This window comes from Streptomyces sp. NEAU-YJ-81 (assembly GCF_017592595.1).
Classification (GTDB): domain Bacteria; phylum Actinomycetota; class Actinomycetes; order Streptomycetales; family Streptomycetaceae; genus Streptomyces; species Streptomyces hygroscopicus_B.
In genome coordinates this window covers 225,269-249,172 of record NZ_JAGFNO010000007.1, presented here as the reverse complement: position 1 = coordinate 249,172, position 23,904 = coordinate 225,269, and the positions used below count along the sequence as shown (strand labels likewise).

The window sequence follows — 23,904 nt, the reverse complement described above, 5'->3', positions numbered from 1 at the left end:
GTCACGGCATCGTGGCGAATGGGGGCAGCGTAAGGGCCGAGTGGGCCGGTCGTGCCGGCGCGGAGGGCAGGGTGACGAGGCCACGCAGCCTGGTGTTGCGCTGATCCAGCGCCTGGGCGGTGGTGGGGAAGAGCGTGGCCCCACCCTTGTCGACCAGTGCCTGATTCATGGCGACGAAGTCGCGAACGTCGCGTTCGTAGGCGGCGAACGCCGCGGTGTGGTCCCGGTGCGTGGCCAGGGCGTTGGCCAGCATGTAGGCACCGACCAGCGCCAGGCTCGAGCCTTGTCCGGTAAGGAACGAGGGTGCGTACGCGGCGTCGCCGACGAGCGCGACGCGGCCGCTGGACCAGTGGGGCATGCGGATCTGACCGGCCGTGTCGAAGAACAGGTCATCCGCGTCGCGCAGGGCTTTGACCATGCCAGGGACCTCCCATCCCGCGCCCGCGAAGACCGTGGCGACCAGGTCCCGCTGGGCGTCGGGGTTCCGGAGGGCATCGAGCGGCGGTTCCGGTTGGTGAAAGTTCAGGAAGGCGTGCAGCTCGTCGTTGTCCCCGACGGCGTAGAGGGCCGCGGCCTTCCCCGGGGTGTTCCACATCATGACCTCGCGGGAGAGCCCCAAGGTGTTCGGCATGGTGAAGATGGCGAAGCAGTAGCCGAGGTAGCGGTGGAACTGTTCCTCGGGGCCGAACAGGGCCTTCCGGGTGGCTGAGTGCATCCCGTCGGCGCCGACCACCAGGTCGAACGTGCGCCGTTGCCCACTGCGGAACATGACATCGAACCCTTGTCCGGACTCGTCGAGGGTGTCGATGGAGTCGCCGAACAGGAATTCCACATCGTCGCGGACTATTCCGTACAGGCTCGCCGCCAGATCCCCACGACGCACTTCGAGGTCCTGTCCCTCGACACCGCCGGCAACGGCGCTCGGGTTGAGCGAGGCCACTTCGCTGCCATCGGCGTTGAGGAAGGTGCAGCGGCGCGAGTCGATGTGCGCGTCCCGCAGTCGCGGCAGTATCCCCATCCGCCGGACCACCTCTATCGCGGTACCGCGGATGTCGATCGGGTAACCACCGGCGCGCAGTGCGTCTGCCTTCTCCACCACGGTGACCGCGTATCCGGACCGGTGCAGCCAGTACGCCAGCGCGGGTCCGGAGATACTGGCCCCGGAGATCAGAACCGTGCGCTTCGCGGTGGTACGCACGTCCATCGACAGGCCGGTAGATGTCATGCCTGGGCTCCATTCTGCGTGTTACGGATCTTCGTGATACGGACAATGAGCAGTGCCAACGCGGCGACGAGACCGGCGATGACGAAACCTGTGACGAAGGCCGATTCGGTCGGCAGGCCCGTCTTCGGGTCGGCCCCGGAGTCGAGGATCGCGCCGCCGACCTGAGAGCCCAGGGCGACGCCGATCACGCGGGTCACCACGAGCAGGCTGGTGGCGATGCCGGTGTCCCCGGTCTCGACGGCGGCGGCGGCGCGGGTGAGCAACGCCGTGCTGCCGACGCCCGCGGCGATCGAGGTCAGCGCCTTCGCGATGACGAGCTGCCATGCCGCGGTGTGCAGGGACGCCAGGGCGATCGTCGTTGCCGCCGTGACGACGGCACCCCCGACGAGCACGGCACGCAGACCGAAACGCCGCGCCACGACCCCGCCGACCGAATCGCTGACCGCCCCGGCGATGGCGCCGGGCAGCAGGAACAGTCCGATGTCGGTGGTGCTGAGTCCAAAGCCGTACCCGTCGGCCGATATCGCGAAAAGCTGCGGGAGCAGAAAGGCCACCATCCCGAAGCCGGCCATGATGACCAAGGTGAGCACGCACGAATGCCACATCGCGGGCTTTGCCAGCATGCGCAGATCGACCATCGGCGAGGCCGCCCGGCGCTCGACGGCGACCCATGCGGTCGCGAGGGCGGCCACGAGAAGGGTGAGGGCAACGACCGCGAGGGGCGGCAGACCGGCGCCCGTCACCCTGACGAGCCCGATCATGAACGCGAGCAACGCGCCGCTCAGCAGAACCACGCCCGGCCAGTCGATCCTGTCGTCCGAGGGGGTCGGCGGATCATGCGGCATCAGCCGCGTCAGGACCAACGTCGTCGCGATGATCACGATCGTCGGCAGCGCGAACATCCAATGCCAGGACAGCTCTTCCGAAAGCGGCCCGGCGATCAGCGTTCCCACCATGCCGCCGCCCGTGAACAGCGCCATGACCAGCCCGATCGCGACCTGTGACGCTCGTGCGGGGAGGTTTTTGCGCACCAGGATGAAGGAGAGGGGCAGCGCGCCCACCATGACGCCCTGCAATATCTGACCGAGCAACAACACCGGCAGGTTCGGCGCCAGGCTTGCCAACAGACCACCGGCCGAGACCACGGCCATCAGCCAGACCAGCACCCGCTTTCCGCCGTAGCGGTCGCCGAGTTTGCCCGCGACGGGTGTGATGACCGCGCCGGTGATGAGCAGGGTGTTGCCGATCAATGCCCCTTCGGCAGGGCTGACCCCCAGCTCACGCTGCAATTGCGGGAGCGCGGGCTCCACCACTGACTGCAGAGTGCCGAGGGCGAGCGCCAGGATGCCGAGGGCACCGATCGACAGCCTCCCGATGCGGACCGGGGAAGCTACAGCTAGGGACATGGACGTCCTTCCAGACACCGTCAGGCAGGGGGGAATGCGCGAGATTCACGCGCTTCCCACCCTTCCTTCCGGCGTCCCGCCGGGCATCGTCTCCCGCCGCCGTCTTCTCCTGGTGCACCCGGACCAGCCGCTCAGGTGTCCTGGTGCCTACGCACCACAGGCCGGCGTGGGCCGGGCGGATCAACCACCCTGGGGGCGAACCGAGCCGTTCACTGATAAAGCAGCTGCGGTGGAGGGCGGACCTTGGCACGCTGAGCGGATGGACCGTCAACGGAGATCCCAGCTCGCGCACGCCGACCACCCGATCGCCGCCCCGCTCGCCGACGAGTCGGTGGCCCGACTGCTCGACCGGGCGGTGGCGGACGAGGCCGACCGCGCCCTCGACCTCGGCTGTGGAGGCGGCGCCTGGCTGCGGCGGCTCCTGGTCCGCTATCCGTGGATGCGCGCCGAGGGGGTGGACATCCACACCGCGGCCCTGGAACAGGCACGCGAGGGCGCGGCGGAAGCCGGCGTCGCGGACCGGCTGGTCCTCCACGAGATGGACGCCTCCGTGTTCGCCTCGGCGCACCGCTTCGACCTGGTGCTGAGCGTCGGCGCCGCGCACGCCTTCGGCGGGCTGCTGCCCACCCTGGCGGCGGCGCGTGAACTCCTCGCCCCGGGCGGCCATGTCCTCGTGGGCGACGGCTTCTGGGAGCGCGAACCCGACGCCGCCGCCCTCTCTGCCCTGGGCGCCACCTGGGACGACTACGCCGATCTCGCCACCACCGTGGACCGCGTCACCGCCGACGGCTGGACACCCGTCTACGGCCACGTCAGCACGGCCGGGGAGTGGGACGACTACGAGTGGTCATGGACCGGCTCACTGTCCCGCTGGGCCCTGGACCACAGCGACGAACCCGACGCCCTGGACACGTACAAGGCCGCCGCCGAACACCGCACGGGCTGGTTGCACGGCTACCGCGGCACCCTCGGCTTCGTCACCCTCGTACTGCGGCAGAGCCCCTGAGCCCCACGGTGACGTTGGCCTAGGCGGCTTCGTGGGCGGTGAGTGTCACGTGTGCGTCGGCCTCGTCGATGGCGATGTTCAGTGACGCGTTCAGCCCCTTGGCCAGCTTCGCGAGAAGGGGCAGCGTGGGCACGGTGTCGGACCCCTCGATCCGGGAGATCTTGGCCTGGGTCAGCCCGGACCGGGCGGCCAGTTCGGTCTGGGACAGGCCCAGCTCCGTGCGGCGGTCGTAGACGACTTTGGCCAGCGCCATGGACAGACGGTGCTCCTGGCGCTCCTGCTCGATCTCGGCGGACTCCTGGTACCCCTCCGCGAGCTTACGTTCGCCCGCCCGCTTCCAGCGGCTGTGCTCCATCACTGGTCCCCTTCTTCGCGAGTGAAATCAGTATGCGCCGGGCCGTGTTCGGCCTCGCACTCCTTCTTCGCCAATACAGCCCTGTTGATCTGGGCTTCCTCGTGCGCCCTGGTCTTGTGAAACACGGTCAGCAGTACGACGCGGCGGTCATCCGTGATCCAGTAGGTCACTCGCGTCTGGATGCCGTCGAGGCTGGGGCGCAATTCCGCCACCCCCTCGCGCAGTGGGCGGGCATATGGCATCGGGGTCTGTGGTCCCAGCTCGGCCAGCAATTCGACGTAGGCCTCGACCTTGCGGTAGAGCCTGCCGGGTAAGAGCTCAAGCCAGGCCCTGACCTCGGGCTCGACCTCGATGACATACAGCGCGTCGTTCATGTCGTGCACGATATATGTCGTGCACGACATGGGCAACGCTGGGTGCCTGCCCGAAGGCGGGACGTTGTCAGTGGTGGGTGCGACCATCGCGGCATGTGCGCCGATACCTCGACCACCGCTTACTGGGACGCCGCCGCCGCGGACTTCGACAACGAGCCGGATCATGGGCTGCGGGATCCGGCCGTGCGGGAGGCGTGGGCCGCCCGGCTGTGGGGGTGGCTGCCCGGGCGGGCCGGGGATGTGCTCGACCTCGGGTGTGGCACGGGGAGTCTCGCGCTGCTCGCGGCCGAGCGGGGGCATCGGGTGACGGGGGTCGATCGCTCGCCTCGGATGGTTGAGCTGGCGCGGGCGAAGCTGGCCGGGACGGGGGCCACCGTGCTGGTCGGGGACGCGGCGGAGCCGCCCGTGGGGGAGGGGAGTTTCGATGTCGTCCTGGTCCGGCATCTGCTGTGGATGCTGCCGGACCGGCAGGCGGTGCTGCGCCGTTGGGCCCGGCTGCTGCGGCCGGGCGGGCGGCTGGTGCTGATCGAGGGGCGGTGGGGCGAGTCCGACCCCGTCGGGCTGCCCGCCGCCGAGCTGTCCGCGCTGGTCGGGCCGCTGACCGAGCGGCTGTCGGTCGAGCAGCTCGCGCCGGACGCGGCGCTGTGGGGGCGGGCCGTGCGCGACGAGCGGTATGCCCTGGTGGCCGACCTCGCACCGGCTCGGCGCCATACCGAGATCGTGGACGTTCATTTGATCCTGCGCCGCGGGGATGAGGTTCTGCTCGCCCGCCGTGCCAACACGGGCTATGCGGATGGGCTGCTGCATGCCCCGTCCGGGCATGTCGAGGACGGCGAGGACGTCCGCACCGCGATGCTCCGCGAGACGGCCGAGGAGATCGGCCTCACCCTGGGCCCGGACGAGGTGCGGGCGGTCCTCGTGCTGCAGCACAAGGCGCCCACGGGGGCGGCCCGTACGGGGTGGTTCTTCGAGGCGGAGCTGGGGGAGGGCGGGCGGCAGCCCGTCAACCGGGAGCCGGAGAAGTGCTCCGAGCTCGGCTGGTTCCCGCTGGACGCGCTGCCGGACGACATGGTGGCGTACTGCCGCGCGGGTCTCGAGGCGTACCGCGCGGGCCACCGCTTCGCCCTCCACTGGCATGAGCCGGACGACCCGATCGCGTTTGCCCCCAAGGGCCCCGACCGTCTGACCCCGCTCTGACGATCAGAGGTTACGGGACACTGTCCCGTTTAGTTAGACTCGGCGGCGAAGGGAAGGGTGCGGTGAACGACAACGATCGAGACGCGGGGCGCGCGGCCCGGCCCAAGCGGGCGGACGCGCGGCGCAACGAGAAGGCCCTGCTCGAAGCGGCCGCCGCGGTCTTCGTCACCTCGGGCGTCGAAGCGCCGATACGCGATATCGCGGCCAAGGCGGGCGTCGGCACGGCCACGATCTACCGCCACTTCCCGACGCGGGCGGATCTCATCGTCGCCGTCTACCGGCACCAGGTCGAGGCCCTCGCCGAGGCCGGTCCGGCCCTGCGGGAGACCAGCGAGACTCCGCACGCCGCCCTGGGGCGCTGGATCGATCTCTTTGTCGACTTCCTGGTCACCAAGCACGGGCTCGCGGCCGTGCTGCAGTCCGACGACCCCTGCTTCGACCCCCTGCACTCCTACTTCCTCGACCGGCTCCTGCCCGTATGCACCCAGCTCCTCGACGCCGCGGCCGACGCGGACGAGATCCGCACCGGCCAGGACGCCTACGAGCTCATGCGCGGCGTCGGCAGCCTCTGCGCGGGCGCCGGCACCGACCCCCGCTACGACACACGTCACCTGGTCGAGCTGCTCATCGCGGGACTGCGCCGACCACACTGACCATCGGCCGGGCAGCGCCCGCCCTGGCACACAATGGGGGCCACAAACCACTCCACCCACGCCCCAGGAGCCCCACGTGGCCTTGCAGATCACCGTCGACCAGGACGCGGCGACCGCCCCCTTCGAGCAGATCCGCGCACAGATCGCCGAGCTGGCCCGCTCCGGCGCGCTTCCCGTGGGCTACAAACTGCCCACCGTACGGGGCTTCGCCGAGGAGCTGGGACTGGCGGCGAACACCGTCGCCAAGGCGTACCGGGCTCTGGAGGCGGACGGTGTGATCGAGACCCGTGGCCGCCACGGCACCTTCATCGCGGCGGCGGGTGACGCGGCACGGCGCCAGGCCGCCGAGGCCGCCCAGACCTATGTCCAGCGGGCGCGCCGCCTAGGTCTGGACCGCGCGGCGGCCCTCGCCGCCGTCGAGGACGCCCTGCGGGCCGCCTACGGAGACCCCGCCTGAACCTCTGCCGCTCACTGCGCCGGTGACTCCGCCTGCCATGCTGTCCCCCATGACCAGCCGCAAAGCCCTCGTCCGACGCCCCAGCCCCCGCCTCGCCGACGGGCTCGTCACCCATATCGACCGCACGCCGGTCGACGCCGCGCTGGCACTGCGGCAGTGGGAGGTCTATGTCGTGGCGCTGCGTGCGCACGGCTGGGAGACGGTGGAGCTGCCGCCGGTGGACGACTGCCCGGACGGGGTGTTCGTCGAGGACACCATGGTCGTCCACCGGAACGTCGCGGTGATCGCCCGCCCCGGAGCCGAGTCCCGCAGGCCCGAGACCGTGACGACGGAGGAGGCCGTGACCGGGCTCGGCTGCTCGCTGAACCGGATCCGCGAGCCGGGCACGCTGGAGGGCGGCGACGTCCTGAAGATCGGCGACACCGTATACGTGGGACGCGGCGGACGCACCAACGGCGACGGCATCCGCCAGCTTCGCGCCGCGCTGGAGCCGCTGGGCGCACGGGTGGTGGCCGTACCGGTCAGCAAGGTGCTCCACCTCAAGTCGGCGGTCACCGCGCTGCCGGACGGCACCGTCATCGGCTATCCGCCGCTGGTCGACGACCCGGACGCGTTTGACCGCTTCCTCCCCGTCCCCGAGGAGTCCGGCGCCCATGTGGTGCTGCTCGGCGGCGGCAAGCTGCTGATGGCGGAGAGCGCGCCGCGCAGCGCCGAGCTGTTCGCCGATCTCGGCTATGAGCCGGTGCCGGTGGACATCAGCGAGTTCGAGAAGATGGAGGGCTGTGTGACCTGCCTGTCGGTCCGGCTCCGGGAGCTGTACGCCTGAGCCGGGCCCCACGGGGGCCCGGGCCACGGGGCCCCGTGGGCATCTCACAAGCCCCGGGAGGCCGGCCGGCTCACGGGCCCCCGGCGGCCGTCCTGCGGGCGGCGGCCCCCGGGGGCCGGTTCACAGATACAGCCCCGCGTTCGCGTCCCCCGGCTGCGACGGCACGGCGGGCGGCCGGGTGCCGCGCCGCAGCGCGTACAGCTCCGCGAGCGTCGCCCCGTCCCGCCCGATCACACCTTCCCGGTCGTCGACCTCCCCGCCGAGCCAGCCGACCGCCTCCGTCCGGGTCAGCTTGCCGACCTCGATCCTGGCCAGGCACCGGCCGGGGCGGACCACCGCCGGATGCAGCCGTTCCAGGTCCTCGTTGGTGGTCACCCCGACCAGCACATTGCGCCCCTGGCCGAGCAGACCGTCCGTCAGGTTCAACAGCCGGGACAGTGCCTGGCCCGCGGTGTGCTTGGCCTCGCCGCGGATCAGCTCGTCGCAGTCCTCCAGGAGCAGCAGCCGCCAGCGCCCCTTGGCCGTGCCGTCGTCCTCGCCGATGGCGATGTCCATCAGATAGCCGACGTCGGTGAAGAGCCGCTCCGGGTCCAGGACGCAGTCCACCTGGCACCACTCCCGCCAGGACCGGGCCAGGGTGCGCAGCGCCGAGGTCTTGCCGGTGCCGGGCGGGCCGTGCAGCAGCAGGAGGCGGCCGGCGATGTCGTCCGGGGTGACCTTCATCAGCCCGTCCATGGCCTCCGCGACCGGTGTCGTGTAGTTGCCGCGGATCTCCTCCCAGGTCCCGGCCGAGATCTGCCGCGAGGTGCGATGCGGTCCGCGGCGCGGCGAGACGTACCAGAAGCCCATCGACACGTTCTCCGGCTGGGGTTCCGGCTCGTCCTCCGCGCCGTCGACGGCCTGGTGGAGCACCTTCTCGGCCAGGGCGTCGTCGACGGCGGTCACGGTCACATCGGCCCCCCGGTTCCACCGGGAGATCAGCAGCGTCCAGCCGTCGCCCTCGGCGAGCGTCGCGCTGCGGTCGTCGTCGCAGGCCGCGCGCAGCACGGTGGCGGACGGCGGCAGCAGCGTCGCGCCCGACCGCACCCGGTCGACGGAGTGACTGCGGGCGTACGGCTGCTCGCCGGTCGCGAAGCGCCCCAGGAAGAGCGCGTCGACGACATCGGACGGCGAATCGCTGTCGTCGACGTTGAGCCGGATGGGAAGGGACTCTTCGGCGGGTGTCGTAGGCAGGGTCTGCCTCCTGAGAACGGGGGGCCGGTGCGTCGGTCAGCGCACCCGGCCCCATGATCCAGGACTGGGGGCGAGGGCGCACCAAGGTTTGTGGCCGTTTACCGAGCTGTTCCACGGAACCCCACTGGAATGGGGGCGTTCACGGATACTCTTACCCGTTGTGGGGCGTCAGGGAAGGGAACGGGGCGGGTTGGCCAGGTTATGGCAAAAGAGGCGCCGGCGGACCGGCGCGCTGCTCGGTGTCGGCATGGTCACGCTGGCACTGCTGGCGGCCACCTGCTCCGGCGGGTCCGGCGCGGGCGAGGGGCGGCAGGGATCGGAGTCGGCGCGCGGGAAGGCCGGCGCCGGGGGGCTGGGCTGGGGATTCACCCATACCCAGTACAGCGCCGACCAGGGCACGGAAAGCGGCCGTAAGGCCGCGAGCGCCCTGCTGTCCGGCCGGCCGATGCCGCAGAACCAGCACATCATGGGCTGGGGCGCGGGCAACCCCGAGCCGTCCCCGGGCCACTACGACTTCGCGGATCTCGACCGCCGCATCGCCCTGATGCGCAAGACCGGCACCGCGCCCGTGCTCACCCTGTGCTGTGCGCCCGACTGGATGAAGGGCGGCGAGCCGGGACGTACGGACTGGTCGCAGGAGGCCCTGGAGACCGCGCCCACCCCCGAGCACTACAAGGACTTCGCCGCGCTCGCGGGAAAGATCGCCCGGCGCTATCCGCAGGTGCGCCACTTCATCGTGTGGAACGAGTTCAAGGGCTTCTACGACGACGGCAAGAAGCGCTGGAACTACGAGGGCTACACCCGGCTCTACAACCTGGTCTACCGCGAGCTGAAGAAGCAGAACCCCGACAACCAGGTCGGCGGCCCGTATGTGGTCGCCGACAGCGACGCCCCGGGCGAGGCCGACGGCTCCGCCGCGGTGAGCGGCCCCTGGGGCACCCTCGACCAGCGGTCCGCCGCCGCGATCACGTACTGGGACAAGCACAAGGCGGGCGCGGACTTCGTCGTCGTCGACGGCTCCAGCTACACCCGCGAGGGCGACCGGCTCATCCCGGACGCCTTCGGGGCCACGCGGAAGTTCCAGGACGTCACCCGCTGGCTGCGCAGGACCACCGGGCTGCCGGTGTGGTGGGCCGAGTGGTACGTCGAACCGGCCGACGGGCGCGACGACCGCGCGGGCTGGAGCGAGGGCCGCCGCACCGCCGTCCAGGCCACCGCGATGATCCGGCTGGCCGAGGGCGGCACCGCCACGGCCTTCTACTGGAACCCGGAGACCACGGGCAAGCGGTGCCCCGGCTGTCTGTGGCGCCCCACCGAACTGGACGACGGCGGCCGTGCGCTGCCCATGATGAAGCTGCTCGGCCGGTTCGCCCGGGAGTTCCCGCCCGGCACCACCTTCCGCTCCGTGGACATCGCCGCCGACGACCGGCCCAATGTCCAGGTGCTCGCCGACGATGACGCGGTGCTGGTCGTCAACACCCTCGACCGGCCGATCAAGGCGAAGGTCGACGGCCGGTCGTTCGGGATGGACGGATACGAGGTGCGCTGGCTCAAGCGGTGAGCTGGCGCCGTACGAGGGCGTGGCCACCGTGCGCCACGGTCGCCACCGCCCTCGTCACCGCTTCGAGGTCGCTACGCCATCGTCACAAAGCGCTGCACCAGCGCGGCCACCACCACGACCAGCAGCGGCAGCGCGAACCAGAACGAGCCCTGCAGCCAGTGCAGCCGCCGTACGCTCGGCCGCACCGCCACCCGCACCACCTCGCGCGCCGCCAGCAGCAGCATCAGCGCCACCGCCGCCAGCGCCCCCACCACCGACCAGGGCGTCCAGGTGACCAGCGGACCGGACGGCCCCGGCGCGGGCTCCGCGACCGGCCCGCTCGGCTGCCGCTTCAGCTCGTACAGCGCCGCGTCATCGTTGGCGAACACCCGGCGCAGCTCGGCGCGCTGGTCCAGCGAGCGCCGCAGCCGTTCCTGCCAGTGCTCGTCATAGCCTGAGTCGAGGGTGAGATAGACGGACTGGCCGCGGCCCACCATCAGATAGGAGTGCGGCCCGGCCTCGCGCAGCCCCGTGACCAGGCTGTCGACCAGCACCGGATCGCGCGGGGCCAGGGTGGGCTCGTAGAGGACCCGCTCCATGTCGCGGGCGCCCCACGGCATCGCGGGGGTGACGTTGTTGATGGGGTCGTTGCTCATCCACAGCACCCGTACGGTCGGCTTGTCATGGGCGTAGACGTACTCCATCGCCGCCACCTCGCCCGGCCGCACCCTCTCGAACGTCTCATTGCCCCAGCGCGCCACCAGGAACCCGGACATCAGGGTCAGCCCGGCCAGCAGCGCGGCCACCGGACCCAGCCTCGCGCGGTCCGCGCCCACCCGGGGGAAGACCGCCAGCGCGCCGAGCACACAGGCGCCCGGCAGCGCGAACATGAAGACGCGCAGCGCCATCTCACCGCCGTAGCTCTGCATGCCGAAGCCCAGGAACGGCACGAAGGTCAGCACCAGCAGCGACCGCTCGGTGAACCCGGCGGCGCGCCGCCGCAGCACCCCCCAGCAGGCGAGCGCCAGCACCCCGCCCGCCAGCGCCACCCGGACGTAGAGCACCAGCCGGTGCACGCTGCTGCCGCCCTCGATCCGGCCCGAGACGGACGAGGACACATTGCCGCCCACCCCGCCGACCCCGCCGAACAGCTCGTCCCAGTGGCCCGACCAGTACGGCTCCGCCAGGAACCCCACCCATACGGCCACCATCACCCCGCACAGCAGCGGCAGCCCGTACAGATTCGACCGGCGCAGCAGCACCAGCGCGCTCACCACGCCCAGCATCACGAACGGGGTGAGCTGATGGGCCGCCACGGACGCCGCGAAGAGCGTGATCAGCAGGCCCAGCAGCGCTGTGCGCTGGGCGGGCGTGGCCGCCGTCACCTCCGCCTCACCCGGCCGCCGCTTACCGGGCAGCACCCGGGGTTCGCGGAACCACACCAGAAGGACGGCGACGAAGACGAGGTAGAGGAGGTAGGTGAACCCCTGCGGCGAGAAGTAGTCCTGACCCACCCAGCCGCAGAGCGCGAACAGCCACACCGCGGTCCACTTCGCCCGCCAGCTCGCCCGCAGAGCGCGCAACAGCACCATCAGCGGGGCGAGACAGAGCAACTGGAGGAGCGTGGGCCACCAGCGCAGCACCTCGGAGAGATCGTGCACCCCGGCGGCCTGGGCCAGGAACGCCGCCCCCGCGAAGAAACCGGGCCAGCTCCAGCGCGCGTCGAGATCGGGCACGGCGTGACCGGTCCGGCCGATGTAGTCCAGGAACCCCAAGTGCTGCCATGCGGTCGGGAACCGCGGCTGCGCCTCCAGCACGGCGGGCACGGCGTGCAGCGAGACGACGGTCGCGAGGAGTACGACGGTCAGCAGGGCGCGCCGGGGCCGCGCGAGCCGGAGCGCACCGGCGAAGGCGGCGATCAGCAGCACGGCGCCGAGGAGAGTGGCCCGGGGGAGGACCGAGACGAGCCCGAGCCCGCCCATACGGTCGAGATCGGCGTCCCCCATGCGCAGCAGCGGCACCCAGTAGAGGGCAAGCCCGCCGGCCGCGACCCCCCACAGGGCGACCGCGCCCTTCCGGCCCGCCCGCCGCCCGCTGGGCCCTGCCGAGCCTGCCGTGTCCGCTCGGTCCGCCCGGTCGGCCCGGTCCGTGGGCCCGGCGGCCCCCCAGCCGCCCTGCCGTCCTGCGGGACCGGCGGACGCCAGGCCCCGCCGGTCCCACTGCCGTGCCGAGTCGGCGGCGGCATCGGTGGCGTCGGAGGCGGGCGGTGAGGCCGGGTCCGTCCCCGGACCGGTCGCGGCCCGCTCCGAGGGCACGCCCCCCGAGTGCACCCCACCCGCCCCGCTCCGCGCCTGCGACGCGTTGGCGGCGGCGCCCCGATCGGGCAGCTCGCCGAGCGGCGAGGCGGCGACCGACCACCGCCGCGCGGCCTGGGACCGTACGGCCGGGTCGCGTTCCGCACCGGGTTGCCCGCGTTTCGGATCAACCGCCCCCAGGGGTCCGGGCTTCAGCACCGGCCACCGGTCCTTGGGAGCGCCCGCACCAGCGGCCGTACCAGCGGCCTGGATACGCGGCCCGCCGTCCGCCTCCGCTCGGGAGACTCCGGCGAGTCCCGCGTCGTCGTCCGGGGCGTCGGCGGGGGCGAGGGGGCCGGGGGCCGAGGCGTTCCGTGCCACGCGGGGTTCGCCGGTCGGGTGGTCCGTGCCGCCCGCGTCGGGCCGAACGTGCCCGGGACCCGCGCCCGAGGCGTCGTCAGCCGACCCCGGGAGCCCGGCGCTCAGCACCGGCCACCGGCCGTCCGCGGCCGAGTCGGTGTCACCCGGCGCTGGGTGGGTGGTCCCTGCGGCGGTCGTTTCGGTGGCCCGGGCCGGGGGTGGTGTCTCCGGGGCCGATGCCCCGTAGCGCTTGTCCCAGCGGCGTTTCTGGGCGTCGTCGTCTCGCGGCGGATCCGTGGCGGGGAAGTGCATGCGGACGCCGAGCGCCAGCGTGTCCGTGTCGAGGGCGGCGCGCAGCGCCCAGCGGGTGCCGTAGTGGCCCGCGTACTCGCGGCGGCGGTCGCCGTAGACCGCGAGGTCCGCGAGATCGCCGTCGGGCGCTGTGCGCTGCTCCGGCAGCGGCAGAGGCGGCTTGGGCGGGGAGGCGGACTCCGGCTCCGGGGCGGCGGCCCCACCGTGCCCCTTGAGCACCCGGCGCAGCCGCACCGCCGCGATCGACGCGATCACCGACAGGCTGGAGATCTCCGCGACCCCCGCCCCCGTCAACCCCATCCGTGGCAGCAGCAGCAACGTCAGCCCCAGCACCAACACACACAACAGCCCCTGCAACACCGCCAGCCCCGAGGTTCGGCTCTGCGCCCGCAGCACCGCGAAGTACACCTCGATGACCACCCGCAGCGCCGCGCCCACCGCGAACCAGCGCAGCAGCGGTGCGGCAGCCTCCGCGTAGCCGTCGCCGAAGACCCCGAGGATCTGGGGGGCGAAGACGAAGAGGAAGAGACAGACCGGGATCATGATGCGCGCCATCCGCCGCAGCGCCGCCCGGCAGTTCTCGGCGAGCCGGGCCGGATCGTGCGAGCCCTCGACGGTCAGCGAGGAACCCATGTTGATGGCCAGCAGATTCGTCGTGCCGCCGATGGTGGTCGTGATGTAGAAGTACGCGTTGTCGGCCGCGCTGACCTGCGAGGCGACGATCACCGGCACGGCGTAGACCACCACGAGCGAGAACAGCGACCCGGTGTAGTCCCCGGCGAGGAAGCGGCCCATCTCTCGATAGCCCGCGGGCCGCGCCCTCCCCTCCGTCGCCGTGATGTGCCGGGGCACGAGGCGGCGGAACACCAGCCAGCCCAGCGGCAGTACGGACACCGCGATCGAGGCGACCCAGGATACGAACACCCCGGCGGTCGGGATCGCCGCGGCGAACGCGATGAGCAGCACCAGCTTGGCCGCCGAGAAGACCGTATTGCCCACCGGCACCCAGAACGCGCTGCGCAGCCCGGTCAGCACCCCGTCCTGCAAGGTCAGCAGCGACCAGCCCACGACCGCGACGATGAAGCCGAGGCCGTGGAGGGGGCCGTGCAGAAAGCGGTACGACGGCCCCCAGGCGTTGAGCGTGAGCAGGAAGACCACCGCGGCCAGCGCCACGATCACCGAACTGGCCGCGTAGGTGCTGAACACCAGCCGGCCCGTGGTCCGCCCGGCGACCGGGATGAAACGGGCCAGCGCGCCCGTCAGGGTGACCGCGGTGAGCCCCGCGAGGAGCTTCATCGCGGCGATGGCCGCCGAGCCCTGGCCGACCGCGTCCTCCGCGTAGTAGCGGGCGGCGGCCAGCCAGAAGCCGAGGCCGAGGACCGCGGAGATGCCCGTGTTGAGCATCAGCGCGTAGGCGTTGCGGAACAGCATGCCGCGCTCACCGCTCCGGCCGTCGGACGGCCGCTCGGCGGCGGCCGTCCGCTCCTCTGCCCGGGTGGTCGTGTCGGACAACGGGCTCACGTCACCTTCCGTAGTACCTGGCGTGAGAGCTGACGGGATCTGCGGACCATGGCGTATCCCTTGGTGAGGGCCCGGTCCCCGGCGAAGCCGCGGCCGATCGCCCGCCCGGACACCAGCCGCTCGAACTCCTCGATCCGGGTGGTGCGCCGCACCGTGACCCGGCGCAGTGCGTACGGGCCCTGGCCGCGCGCCGCCAGGGCGTTACCCACCGCGAGGGACACCCCGAACCCGGCCGAGCGCACCACCCGGCGCACCCGGCGGCTGGAGTAGCCGTAGGGATAGGCGAACGACACGGGCGGACGGCCGAGTTCGGCGGTGAGCAGATCCCGGCAGTGGGCCACTTCGAACCACAGCCGGGCGTCGGAGAGCTGGTCCAGCTGGGGGTGGGTGTGGCTGTGCGCGCCGATCTCCACCCCCGCGCCGGCCAGCTCACGTACCTGGCCCCAGTCGAGCATCAGGTCCAGGGCGCCTGCTGCCTGGTGCGGGCCTCGCAGCCAGCCCGTGGCCGCGAAGAGCGTGGCCTCGAAGCCGTGGTGGGCGAGGACGGGGAGGGCGTGGCGGTGCACGCCCTCGTAGCCGTCGTCGAAGGTGACCACCACGGGTCTGGGCGGCAGCGCGGGGCCGCCGCGCCAGGCGTCGGCCAGCCGTACGCAACTGACCGGAGTGAAGCCGCGCTCGCCGAGCAGAGCCATCTGCTCGGCGAACGCGCCCGGCGTGACGGACAGCCCACGGGTGGCCCGCGCGGGGGCGTTGGCCACGGCGTGATACATCAGGATCGGCACGGAGCCGCGGTTTGCGTTCGGCGCCGGGCCGGGGCTCGCGTTCGGCACCGGGCCGGGCTTCGCGTTCGGCACCGGGCCGGGGTTTGTGTTCGGCGCCGGGCCTGGGTTCGCGCCGCTCATGCCGCCCCCTCCCGTCTCGCCTCGCGGCCCGGTCCGGCCTCGGGGCCCGGTCCGGCCTCGCGGCCCCGTCCCGTCCCGCCGTCTTGCCCCGCCTCGCGGTCCCGTCGCGACTCCTGCTCCGCCGCACGGCCTTGCCCCGCTTCGCGGCCCCGTTCCGCCTCGCGGCCCTCGTCCGGCTGTCCGCCGGGCGGAGGTGGCCGTTCCGGGAGGGTGGCGATGCTGAAGCGGGGGCCGCCGCGGCGGGCGCGGGCGGTGCCCACCGCATAGCCGCCCGCCGCCGCCGCGACGCCCGCCACGATCGCGCCCGCCCGCCCGGCGCCGCCCGCCCGGCCGAGCAGCGCGTCCCGCAGCCCGCGGGCGATGCCCGCGGGCAGCACCCGGGTGGTGTAGCGGCGCTCGGTCGAAAGGCCCGCCTGGGCGCCCACGCTGCGTGTCACCAGGGCCTTGGAGAGGCCCTCGGCGTACGCCCGCGACCGGAAGTAGGCGAAGCGCTCCCGGGCGGCGGGCACCTTGTGGTGGATCACCGCGCGGTCGTCGATCAGCAGCAGCGCGTCCGGCCGGGCGCGGGCCAGCCGGATGCACAGCTCGGTCTCCTCGCAGCCCAGCGGCCGCTTGTCGCCGTCCCTGCCGATACCGCTCGCGAAGCCCCCGGCGGCGTCGAACGCCTCCCTGCGGAACGAGGCGTTCCCGCCCAGGACGTTGCGCACCCGCACCCGACCCGGCGGCAGCCCCCGGTAGGTGCAGCCCACCACCCAGTCGAACTCCTCGGGGAACCAGACCGGGCGGCGGCGCGACGCCCACACCGGGACGGTGCGCCCGCCGACCGCCATGACCCGTGGATCGGTGTACGCGGCGGCGAAGTGGTGCAGCCAGTCCCGTTCGGCGACCGCGTCGTCGTCGAGGAAGGCGATCACCTCGCCGTGCGAGGCCGCGATCCCGGTGTTACGGCCGGAGGACAGGCCGCGGGGGCCCGCGTTGGCGAGCACCCGCACCCCCTGACCCGTATCCGCCGCCGTTTCGGGATCCGGGCCCGCCCCGCCGTCCCCGTAGTGGTCCGTCAGCCGCCGCAGCAGGCCGGCGTTGTGGTCCACCACCAGGAGCGTCTCGTGTGCGGGCAGCGACTGGGCCCGCACCGAGTCCACCGCGGCGAGGATGTCGCCCCAGCGGTCCTCGGTGTAGACGCAGATCACCACGGAGATCCGCACCAGCGGCCCCGGAGCCGGGCGAACCGTCAAGACGCCTCCCCCCGGACCGCCGCGGGCGCCACCGCGGGGCGGCGCGGGCGCCGGGCGCCGCGCTCGCGCAGGATCACCTTCAGCACCCGCAGCCCGTCGCGGACGGCCCGCAGATTGCTGGCGCCGTGGATGCGCTCGTACTCATGGCTGGGGATCTCCTGGACCCGCAGCCCGGCCTTGACCACCCGGATGTTCATCAGCGTCTCCACCTCGAACCCGGCGCAGTCCAGCGCGATCTCGTCGAGGCAGTGGCGCCAGAAGGCGTTGTAGCCGTAGCAGAGATCGGTGTAACGGGCGCCGAACTTGCGGTTGACGATCGAGGTGAGCGCGCGATTGCCGAGCCTGCGGATCGTCGTCATGTCGTCCGTGCCGCCGCCGTTGGCGAAGCGCGAACCCTTGGCGAAGTCGGCGCCCGAGACCAGCGCCGACACATAGCTGACGATCTCCGATCCATCGGCGGATCCATCGGCGTCGATCATCACCACGATGTCGCCGGTGCAGGCGGCGAATCCGGCGCTGAGCGCGTCCCCCTTTCCTTTGCCGGACTGCGACACGACTTTCACCTCGGGCCACAGTTCCCGGGCCACCCGGACCGTGTCGTCGGTGGAATTGCCGTCGACCAGGACCACTTCATGGATCCAGTCGGGCAGGGTTTTGAAAACGTACGGAAGATTCTCGGCCTCGTTCATCGCCGGAATCACGACGCTCACCGGTGGCGCAATCGCGAGATGAGAGGACACCGGGCGGTACGGATGTGTACGGGCCGCCGGATCGATTTCCGGCGCGGCCGGGCGCACAAAGGAGCTCATGAGTCTGTTTTCCCTCTCGTCCGGTGGACCGTCCGCCCCACGGACGGTCCTTTGGTGTATCCGGTTCGAAAGGGGGGTTCTCGCCCGCGCATGACGGCATGGACTGCCGGCCAAGGCAAGGCAAGCTGGCTGGTGTTACTGGCCTCGCGGCCCGCGTGCACGGCGCATCCCAAAAGGATCAGGACAGCCGGACGCGGCACCCCCCTACCGCGTTTCCCGCCCCGAGAACCATCGCGACGCTATGAAGCCCCTCCCCTGGAGCCGCCTGTAATGATGGTCCCGACACGGGTGGAAGTACGACGGTATTGACGTCGCAAACTGTATGGCAAGCCGGTTGCGGCTACACCCCCCTTGGTAATTTTGTTCGTCAGTCTTGTGGGTTCCTTTTCCGAAGGCTGCCCATGCTTTTGAGCACCCGGTCGGCCGGCCCGAAGAGCTCCGGCCGGGAAACCACGGTATTGCGCAGTGCGCGCACCGGGGCGCGCCGTGCCCGGTGACCGAGCGCCACTGGATGGCGGCGCGTCACCCATCCCTCCGACACGCTGAGATCGCGTGTTTTCAGGGAGTCCTTGTATTCCTTCTCGCCGCGCCCGAGATCGAGATAGTCCACACCCTGCGCGGCGGCCCCTTCCGCCATGCGCAGATGCAGCACAAGTCCGGGCGAGTATTTGGCGTATGCCGGGTCGTAGGCCGGAAACCAGCAGGCGAGCACCCGCTCCGAGCACAGCCCGAAGTGCGCGGCGACCGGCCGGCCGCCCGCGTACAGCACCGACAGCAGCCCCTGGCAGGAGGCGCCGCGGGTGTGGAAGAGCTGCTCCACCAGCCGGATGATCCACGGCCGGGCGAACCGGTCGCTGCGCCCGGTCCTGCGGTACTGCGCGGACTTCCAGCCGATCAGGGTGCGCAGCACCGCCGGATCGCGCTCGTCGTGCACATAGCGCACCTCGCCCACGTCCCGGCCCAGCTTGCGCTCCTTGGCCAGCGTGGTGCGGGTGAACCTCGGCGACCGGTCGCGCAGCCGGGCCAGATACGCCTCATAGCCCCGCTCCACATCGATCACGGGGGAGGGGAAGGAGCCACGGGCCCCCACCGCGAACGGCTTCTGCCCCTCCACCAGATGGTCGAACTCCCAGACGGCCAGGGAGCATGCGCGCAGCAGCTCCCGGGCGTCCCACTGGAACCCCGGCCGGTGCACCAGACCCTGGGCGTCCGAAAGGCCGAGACCGATCGCCCGCCCCACCCCGAGCCGGGTCCGCTGAAAAGGGAAGAAGGCCACCGGCTCCCCCTCCTCGCGGACCACCGCGATCCGCACCCCGCGTCTGCAGTGGCCGACGGCCAGCGTGAACTCCGGTGACAGAAAGGGGTTCGCCAGCTCCGGCGCGCCCAGCAGATGCGCCTGTGACTGCATGGCCGTCCACACCGCCCGGTCGGCCGCCGTCAGCTCCCCCGGGCGGTACACACCGATCTCCACGTATCTATTCCTGACTCTGGGTCATACGTCGTCGCCGGGTGAGGCGGGTGAGCAGTGCCGCCACCAGGATCAGCAGGCTCAGGGCCCCGACCGCCGCCACCCCGCCGCGCGCCGACCACAGCCGCAGCGCGAGCATCGCCTGCGCCACCAGCAGATCCAGCGCGAGCGCGCCTGCCACCGCCAGCACCGGGCGGATCAGCGCGTCCAGCCCGCGCAGAGCGCTGCCGATGGCCAGCGCGGGCGCGGCGAGCAGGAAGAACAGCGTGAACGGCGCCCGCAGCGGTGAGTGGACGTCGGCCAGCGCGAGTGCCGCGCCGATGGCCGCGATGCCGACCGCGGCGCCCGCGATCACCGGCAGCGAATCCCCACCCGCCGGTCTCTTGTCAGTGATGGTATGCATTGGCGTCTTTGCCCCCCGAAGCGCCGGATGCCGGGCTTCAATGTCGCGCAGTCGACGGATGCCGTCAAGACGGAGAAAGTGTGCGAACGGTCCATGGCGGGCGCAGGGGTTGAGTGCCCATCAGGGCTGGTCGCGCCCTGTGCGCCGGTCGTGCGCCGGGGGAGTTGGGGCGGGGCGTGGTGACTCATCCGTATTCCGTCCGACCTATGGACGTATCGGCCCTGGATCGAAAGATTTTTGCCAACTACCCGCATAGATAGGCCGTTTTCGCGGGATGACATATCCATGTCACACCGCTGAAATCGATCCCTGGCGGCGTGACTGACGGTTTCGAACGCGATTGCCCTTTTTCGGGCTATCGCGCCTCATATCGGCACAGCAGTGATCCTGCTAGGGAGATCGAATGAAACTGTCCAGACTCACGGCGACGATGGGTGCGTTCGTCGTCGGTGCCGTCCTCGCCCTCACCGGGGCCGGCGCAGCCCATGCCACCGAGAACAGCGCGGGCCCCGCCTATGTGGCGCTGGGCGACTCCTACTCATCCGGGCTCGGCTCGGGCAGCTACGACAGCTCCAGCGGGAGCTGTAAGCGCAGCAGCAAGGCGTACCCCGCGCTCTGGGCCGCCGCGCACGCCCCCTCGAGCTTCAACTTCACCGCCTGCTCCGGCGCCAAGACCGGCGATGTGCTGAACAACCAGCTCGGTCCGCTGGGCTCCGGCACCGGTCTCGTCTCCATCTCCATCGGCGGCAACGACGCCGGCTTCGCCGACATCATGATGACCTGCGTGCTGCAGTCCGAGTCCACCTGCATCAACGCGGTCAACAGCGCCAAGACGTTCGTCCAGAACACCCTGCCCGGCAAGCTGGACCAGGTCTACAACGCCATCAGCGCCAAGGCCCCCTCCGCGCATGTCGTCGTCCTCGGCTACCCGCGGTTCTACAAGCTCAGCGGCTCCTGCATCGTGGGCCTCAGCGAGGCCGAGCGCGCCGCGATCAACGGCGGCGCCGATCTGCTCAACTCCGTCACCGCCAAGCGCGCCGCCGACCACGGCTTCAGCTTCGGCGACGTCACCGCGACGTTCACCGGACATGAGATCTGCTCCGGCGACGCCTGGCTGAACAGCGTCACCTTCCCCGTCGAGGAGTCCTACCACCCCACCCCCGCCGGCCAGTCCGGTGGCTACCTCCCGGTCTTCAGCTCCGCCGCCTGACGGACGCCCGCCACCACACGCAGAAGAGGAGGCCCCGACTGTCGGGGCCTCCTCGCAGGCCGTGGTCACCGGGCGACTCGGCCCGGGTCCACCTCATCCGAGCGTGGTTGCCGCCCCCCTCAGCACCAGTCCACACCCCAGCGCGAGCACCACGGCGGCGGTTCCGACGGGCGAGGCGCGGCGCACCGCCCCCAGCAGCCGGTCGATCCGGCTCCCCGACGCCTTACGGGCCGCCAGCCGCTCTGTGGCCCGCACGCCCAGGCGGACCGCGGCGAACCCGGCCAGCGTGAGCGTCAGCGCCAGCCCGAGCCCGTACGCCACCACCAGGACGAAGCCGAACCACGCTTGGCCCAGCGCGGCCGCGCCGACGAGCACGATGACGGCGGAGGGGCTGGGCACCATGCCCCCGGCGAAGCCGAGCAGCAGCGTGCCGCGGAGAGTGGGCCGCACCTCATGGGTGTGGGTGTGACCGTCGCCGTGGTCGTGCGTGTGCGTATGCGCGTGGCCGTGTGCGTGGTCATGCTCGTGGTCGTGTGCATGGCCGTGCGTGTGGTCATGGCCGTGATCGTGGCCGTGGTGATGGGCGCGCGCCTGCCGGTGGCGGCGCAGCGCCTTGCGGAGCAGCCCCGCCCCGGCCACCGCCACCAGCACGCCGCTCGCGATGCCCAACCATGAGATCACCGATGGGGCCGCCGCCGAACCCGCCGTGACCAGCAGCCCCAGCGCGAATACCCCCAAGGTGTGCGTGACCGTCACCGACGCGCCCAGCGCCAGCACATCGCGCAGCGCGCTGCGCCCGCCCGCCGCGGCGGCCGCCGCCATCATCGTCTTGCCGTGGCCGGGGGCCAGGGCGTGCATCGCGCCCAGCAGTACGGCGGTGGCGAAGGCGGTAAGGGCGAAGCCGAGGGTGATGTCATGGCGCGCCACCATGGAGGTGAGCGCCTGTGTCCAGCGGTCCACACCGCGCGGCAGCACCGACGAGCCGATCGCGTCGTCCCGGCCGGACTGTGCCGTGGCGGCGAGCGCGGGGCCGCCCGCCGTGACGCTCAGCGCGGCCGACCGCTGATCGGGCGGCGAGGAGAGCTGTCCCGCCGGATAGCGGGTCAGCCGGTGGGAGGCCGAGGTCTTGGGGACGTCGGCGTCGGTGAGCGTCATACGGTCGCCCTGCGCCGTCACCTCCCGCCAGCCGGGACCCGTACCGATGTCCCGCGGGCGATACGCGACCGTCGCCCGTTCGCCGTGCCCCAGCGCGGCCGTCAGTCCGCACTCCACCCGCAGCGTCGGCAGCCCGGCCTGGCCGGGGCGCCGGCGCGCCTGGGCGCGCCCGTCGCGTACGGGCACCTGGCGCCCGTCGACGGTCAGCCGCGCCCCCTCCGCCGCGCTCGCGCACCGCCGCGCCGCCCACGCGCCCAACTCCCGCCCGGACAGCGTGTCGTCGCCGTCGCGGTCGATCTCCGGCTTCGCCTGCGCGGACGGGATCTCGGCGAGGTCCTCGACATGGTCGACCCGCAGCGTCCCGGGGGTGACCACCAGCCCGTCGTAACGGTTGACGGTGAAGTTGCCGAGCGGGTGCGCCTCGGCGCTCCCGGTGGGGAGCACCACCAGCGCGACGGCCGCCATCAGCACACCAGCGGCCGTCAGCCGCCAACGGGCGCGCCGCTTCGGGGGCGTGCCCCGGGTGTCGCCGACGGGGGTTCGGGGGCGGGAGGCCGCTCGGGACGGGGCGGGGTGCGGAAAGGTCATCGGGCACCCCCCAGCGCCTTCAGCGCCGCCTTCGCCGCCCGCGCGCCGGTCGGGGAGAAGCCCGGGTTGAGGTCGAGCGCGGCCTCCAGGTGGCGGCGCGCCGACTTGTCGTCGCCGAGGGACTTCTCGATGACGCCCCGGTGGTAGAGGAACGCCGCGTTGCGGTAGCCGGGCCCGGCGGCGCGCTCGGCGTACTCCAGGGCCTTGTCGTCCTCGCCGTTGCGGTGCAGGGCCCACGCCAGCGCATCGGCCGTGTGCACCGTCCGCCGCCGGTCCCACTCGGCTCGGGCCGCCTTCAGCGCCTCCTTCACCTCGCCGTGGTCGGCCGCCACCAGCGCGCTGTCCAGGTCGGTCGCCACACCGTTGGCCCGCGCGAGCGTGATCCAGGTGCCGACCACCGAGTACTGCCGGCGCGCCAGGGAGCGGTCGCCCCGCGCCTCGTACGCCTCGCCCAGCGCCGCGAGCTCCGCGGGCAGCGGATAGCGCCGTACGACCGCCTCCAGATCGCGGATCCCCGCCTTCTGACGGCCGTCCGCGACCGAGGTGCGGCCGCGCCCCTCCAGCGCCGGGAGATAGCCGGGAACGGCGCGCAGCGCGGTGGAGTAGGCGCGCCGCGCGGTGTCGTACTCGCCCTGGTTCCAGGCGAGTTGGCCGAGCGCCGTCGAGACGTAGGCGATATCGCTGGGCGAGGTCGCGGAGTCCTGTGCGCGCAGCAGCACCCGGCGCGCACCGGCCGGGTCGCCGCGCAGTTCGAGGACGTAGCCGAGGCGGGTGAAGACGGGGATGCCGGGGCGCAGCGAGTCGGCCTTCTTGGCGGCCTTGTACGCGTCCTGGTAGCGGCCCAGCTCGACGAGGGCGTCCACCCGGACGGCCAGCGCCCCCTGGCTGTAGGAGTTCACCTTCAGGGCCTGGTCGGCGTCGCGCAGCGCGCCCCGGAAGTCATGGCGGGCGGCGGCGAGCGAGGCGCGCCCGGCGAGCGCCACGTCGTTGTCGCGCGGCTGGAGGGACAGGGACCGGGCGAACGCCTTCTCCGCCTGCGGATAGCGGGTGGGGTCGCCGCTGGTCCTGGCCTGCTCGACATAGGCCGAGCCGAGACCGGCCCAGCTCTCCGCGTCCTTCGGCTCGCTGCGCAGATGGGTCTGCATGGCGCCGATCTGCCGGGCGAGGCCGTCGCCGCTGAGCTGCTCGTAGCGCGCGGCGGCCGGGCGCACCCCGCGGGCGGCGTCCTGCCCGCCGCCGGACCCGCCCGACCCGTCCGAGGCGCCGATCACGACCGAGGTGGCGGTCAGCCCGGCGGCGAGCGCGAACACCACGGCCGCGGTCCGGGCCGTATGGGGGAGGAATGGCCGAAGAGCCATGGTGACAGCTGCCTTTC

The 23,904-nt window shown here is 72.2% G+C and carries 20 protein-coding genes; 7 read left to right on the top strand and 13 right to left on the bottom strand.

The window, feature by feature from the left end:
• Nucleotide 1: 1 nt before the first annotated feature.
• The gene (locus J5X86_RS18925) at nucleotides 2–1,225 is read right to left on the bottom strand and encodes an FAD-dependent monooxygenase (protein ID WP_208517952.1); all 1,224 of its coding nucleotides are present in this window, start codon (nucleotides 1,223–1,225) and stop codon (nucleotides 2–4) included.
• Complete coding sequence (locus J5X86_RS18920; protein WP_208518038.1) at nucleotides 1,222–2,631, bottom strand: MFS transporter; 1,410 nt, start codon at nucleotides 2,629–2,631, stop codon at nucleotides 1,222–1,224. Before J5X86_RS18920 ends, J5X86_RS18925 begins: the two co-directional genes overlap by 4 nt.
• A gap of 259 nt (nucleotides 2,632–2,890) precedes the next feature.
• On the opposite strand from J5X86_RS18920, the gene J5X86_RS18915 reads away from it, so the two are divergent.
• Nucleotides 2,891–3,637, top strand: coding sequence for a cyclopropane-fatty-acyl-phospholipid synthase family protein (locus tag J5X86_RS18915; RefSeq protein WP_208517951.1), 747 nt, complete (start codon nucleotides 2,891–2,893; stop codon nucleotides 3,635–3,637).
• A 19-nt stretch (nucleotides 3,638–3,656) separates the two neighbouring features.
• Here the strand turns inward: J5X86_RS18915 and J5X86_RS18910 are convergent, their stop codons facing one another.
• Both J5X86_RS18910 and J5X86_RS18905 read right to left on the bottom strand, forming a co-directional pair.
• On the bottom strand, nucleotides 3,657–3,992 hold the full coding sequence (locus tag J5X86_RS18910) for a helix-turn-helix domain-containing protein (protein WP_208517950.1): 336 nt from the start codon (nucleotides 3,990–3,992) through the stop codon (nucleotides 3,657–3,659).
• On the bottom strand, nucleotides 3,992–4,366 hold the full coding sequence (locus tag J5X86_RS18905; protein WP_208517949.1) for a type II toxin-antitoxin system RelE/ParE family toxin: 375 nt from the start codon (nucleotides 4,364–4,366) through the stop codon (nucleotides 3,992–3,994). The genes J5X86_RS18910 and J5X86_RS18905 overlap by 1 nt, the downstream gene beginning before the upstream one ends.
• A 93-nt stretch (nucleotides 4,367–4,459) precedes the next feature.
• On the opposite strand from J5X86_RS18905, the gene J5X86_RS18900 reads away from it, so the two are divergent.
• From J5X86_RS18900 to ddaH, 4 genes are all read left to right on the top strand, one after another.
• Nucleotides 4,460–5,563 carry a methyltransferase domain-containing protein gene (locus tag J5X86_RS18900; protein WP_208517948.1) on the top strand — a complete coding sequence of 368 codons (1,104 nt, stop codon included), beginning with the start codon at nucleotides 4,460–4,462 and terminating at the stop codon, nucleotides 5,561–5,563.
• Between the two features lie 62 nt (nucleotides 5,564–5,625).
• Nucleotides 5,626–6,216, top strand: coding sequence for a TetR/AcrR family transcriptional regulator (locus tag J5X86_RS18895; protein ID WP_208517947.1), 591 nt, complete (start codon nucleotides 5,626–5,628; stop codon nucleotides 6,214–6,216).
• 76 nt (nucleotides 6,217–6,292) lie between these two features.
• Nucleotides 6,293–6,673 (top strand): GntR family transcriptional regulator, encoded by a 381-nt coding sequence (locus tag J5X86_RS18890; RefSeq protein ID WP_078640617.1) that lies wholly within the window; start codon nucleotides 6,293–6,295, stop codon nucleotides 6,671–6,673.
• 49 nt (nucleotides 6,674–6,722) lie between these two features.
• A complete protein-coding gene (gene ddaH / locus J5X86_RS18885) occupies nucleotides 6,723–7,499 on the top strand; it encodes a dimethylargininase (protein WP_208517946.1) in 777 nt (258 codons plus the stop codon).
• A gap of 120 nt (nucleotides 7,500–7,619) precedes the next feature.
• On the opposite strand, the gene J5X86_RS18880 is transcribed toward ddaH, so the two are convergent.
• The gene (locus tag J5X86_RS18880; protein ID WP_208518037.1) at nucleotides 7,620–8,732 is read right to left on the bottom strand and encodes a DUF5925 domain-containing protein; all 1,113 of its coding nucleotides are present in this window, start codon (nucleotides 8,730–8,732) and stop codon (nucleotides 7,620–7,622) included.
• 247 nt (nucleotides 8,733–8,979) lie between these two features.
• On the opposite strand from J5X86_RS18880, the gene J5X86_RS18875 reads away from it, so the two are divergent.
• Nucleotides 8,980–10,293 (top strand): xylan 1,4-beta-xylosidase, encoded by a 1,314-nt coding sequence (locus J5X86_RS18875; RefSeq protein ID WP_208517945.1) that lies wholly within the window; start codon nucleotides 8,980–8,982, stop codon nucleotides 10,291–10,293.
• A 71-nt stretch (nucleotides 10,294–10,364) separates the two neighbouring features.
• On the opposite strand, the gene J5X86_RS18870 is transcribed toward J5X86_RS18875, so the two are convergent.
• From J5X86_RS18870 to J5X86_RS18845, 6 genes are all read right to left on the bottom strand, one after another.
• Nucleotides 10,365–14,750, bottom strand: coding sequence for a lipopolysaccharide biosynthesis protein (locus J5X86_RS18870; RefSeq protein WP_243980736.1), 4,386 nt, complete (start codon nucleotides 14,748–14,750; stop codon nucleotides 10,365–10,367).
• Between the two features lie 5 nt (nucleotides 14,751–14,755).
• Nucleotides 14,756–15,529 carry a polysaccharide deacetylase family protein gene (locus J5X86_RS18865; protein ID WP_243980801.1) on the bottom strand — a complete coding sequence of 258 codons (774 nt, stop codon included), beginning with the start codon at nucleotides 15,527–15,529 and terminating at the stop codon, nucleotides 14,756–14,758.
• Between the two features lie 128 nt (nucleotides 15,530–15,657).
• Nucleotides 15,658–16,896, bottom strand: coding sequence for a glycosyltransferase family 2 protein (locus J5X86_RS18860; RefSeq protein ID WP_243980735.1), 1,239 nt, complete (start codon nucleotides 16,894–16,896; stop codon nucleotides 15,658–15,660).
• Entirely contained in the window at nucleotides 16,893–17,705 is an 813-nt protein-coding gene (locus J5X86_RS18855; RefSeq protein ID WP_014059617.1) for a glycosyltransferase family 2 protein, read from the bottom strand. The genes J5X86_RS18860 and J5X86_RS18855 overlap by 4 nt, the downstream gene beginning before the upstream one ends.
• 367 nt (nucleotides 17,706–18,072) lie before the next feature.
• Entirely contained in the window at nucleotides 18,073–19,176 is a 1,104-nt protein-coding gene (locus J5X86_RS18850; protein ID WP_208517942.1) for a GNAT family N-acetyltransferase, read from the bottom strand.
• A gap of 4 nt (nucleotides 19,177–19,180) precedes the next feature.
• A complete protein-coding gene (locus tag J5X86_RS18845) occupies nucleotides 19,181–19,576 on the bottom strand; it encodes a hypothetical protein (protein WP_208517941.1) in 396 nt (131 codons plus the stop codon).
• 403 nt (nucleotides 19,577–19,979) lie between these two features.
• Here J5X86_RS18845 and J5X86_RS18840 point away from each other — a divergent pair, with 403 nt between their 5' ends.
• Nucleotides 19,980–20,786, top strand: coding sequence for an SGNH/GDSL hydrolase family protein (locus J5X86_RS18840; protein WP_208517940.1), 807 nt, complete (start codon nucleotides 19,980–19,982; stop codon nucleotides 20,784–20,786).
• A gap of 93 nt (nucleotides 20,787–20,879) precedes the next feature.
• Here J5X86_RS18840 and J5X86_RS18835 read toward each other — a convergent pair whose 3' ends face one another.
• Nucleotides 20,880–22,529: a sulfite exporter TauE/SafE family protein gene (locus J5X86_RS18835; RefSeq protein ID WP_243980734.1), complete on the bottom strand. Its 1,650-nt coding sequence runs from the start codon at nucleotides 22,527–22,529 to the stop codon at nucleotides 20,880–20,882.
• On the bottom strand, nucleotides 22,526–23,887 hold the full coding sequence (locus J5X86_RS18830) for a lipopolysaccharide assembly protein LapB (RefSeq protein WP_243980732.1): 1,362 nt from the start codon (nucleotides 23,885–23,887) through the stop codon (nucleotides 22,526–22,528). Before J5X86_RS18830 ends, J5X86_RS18835 begins: the two co-directional genes overlap by 4 nt.
• Nucleotides 23,888–23,904: the final 17 nt, after the last annotated feature.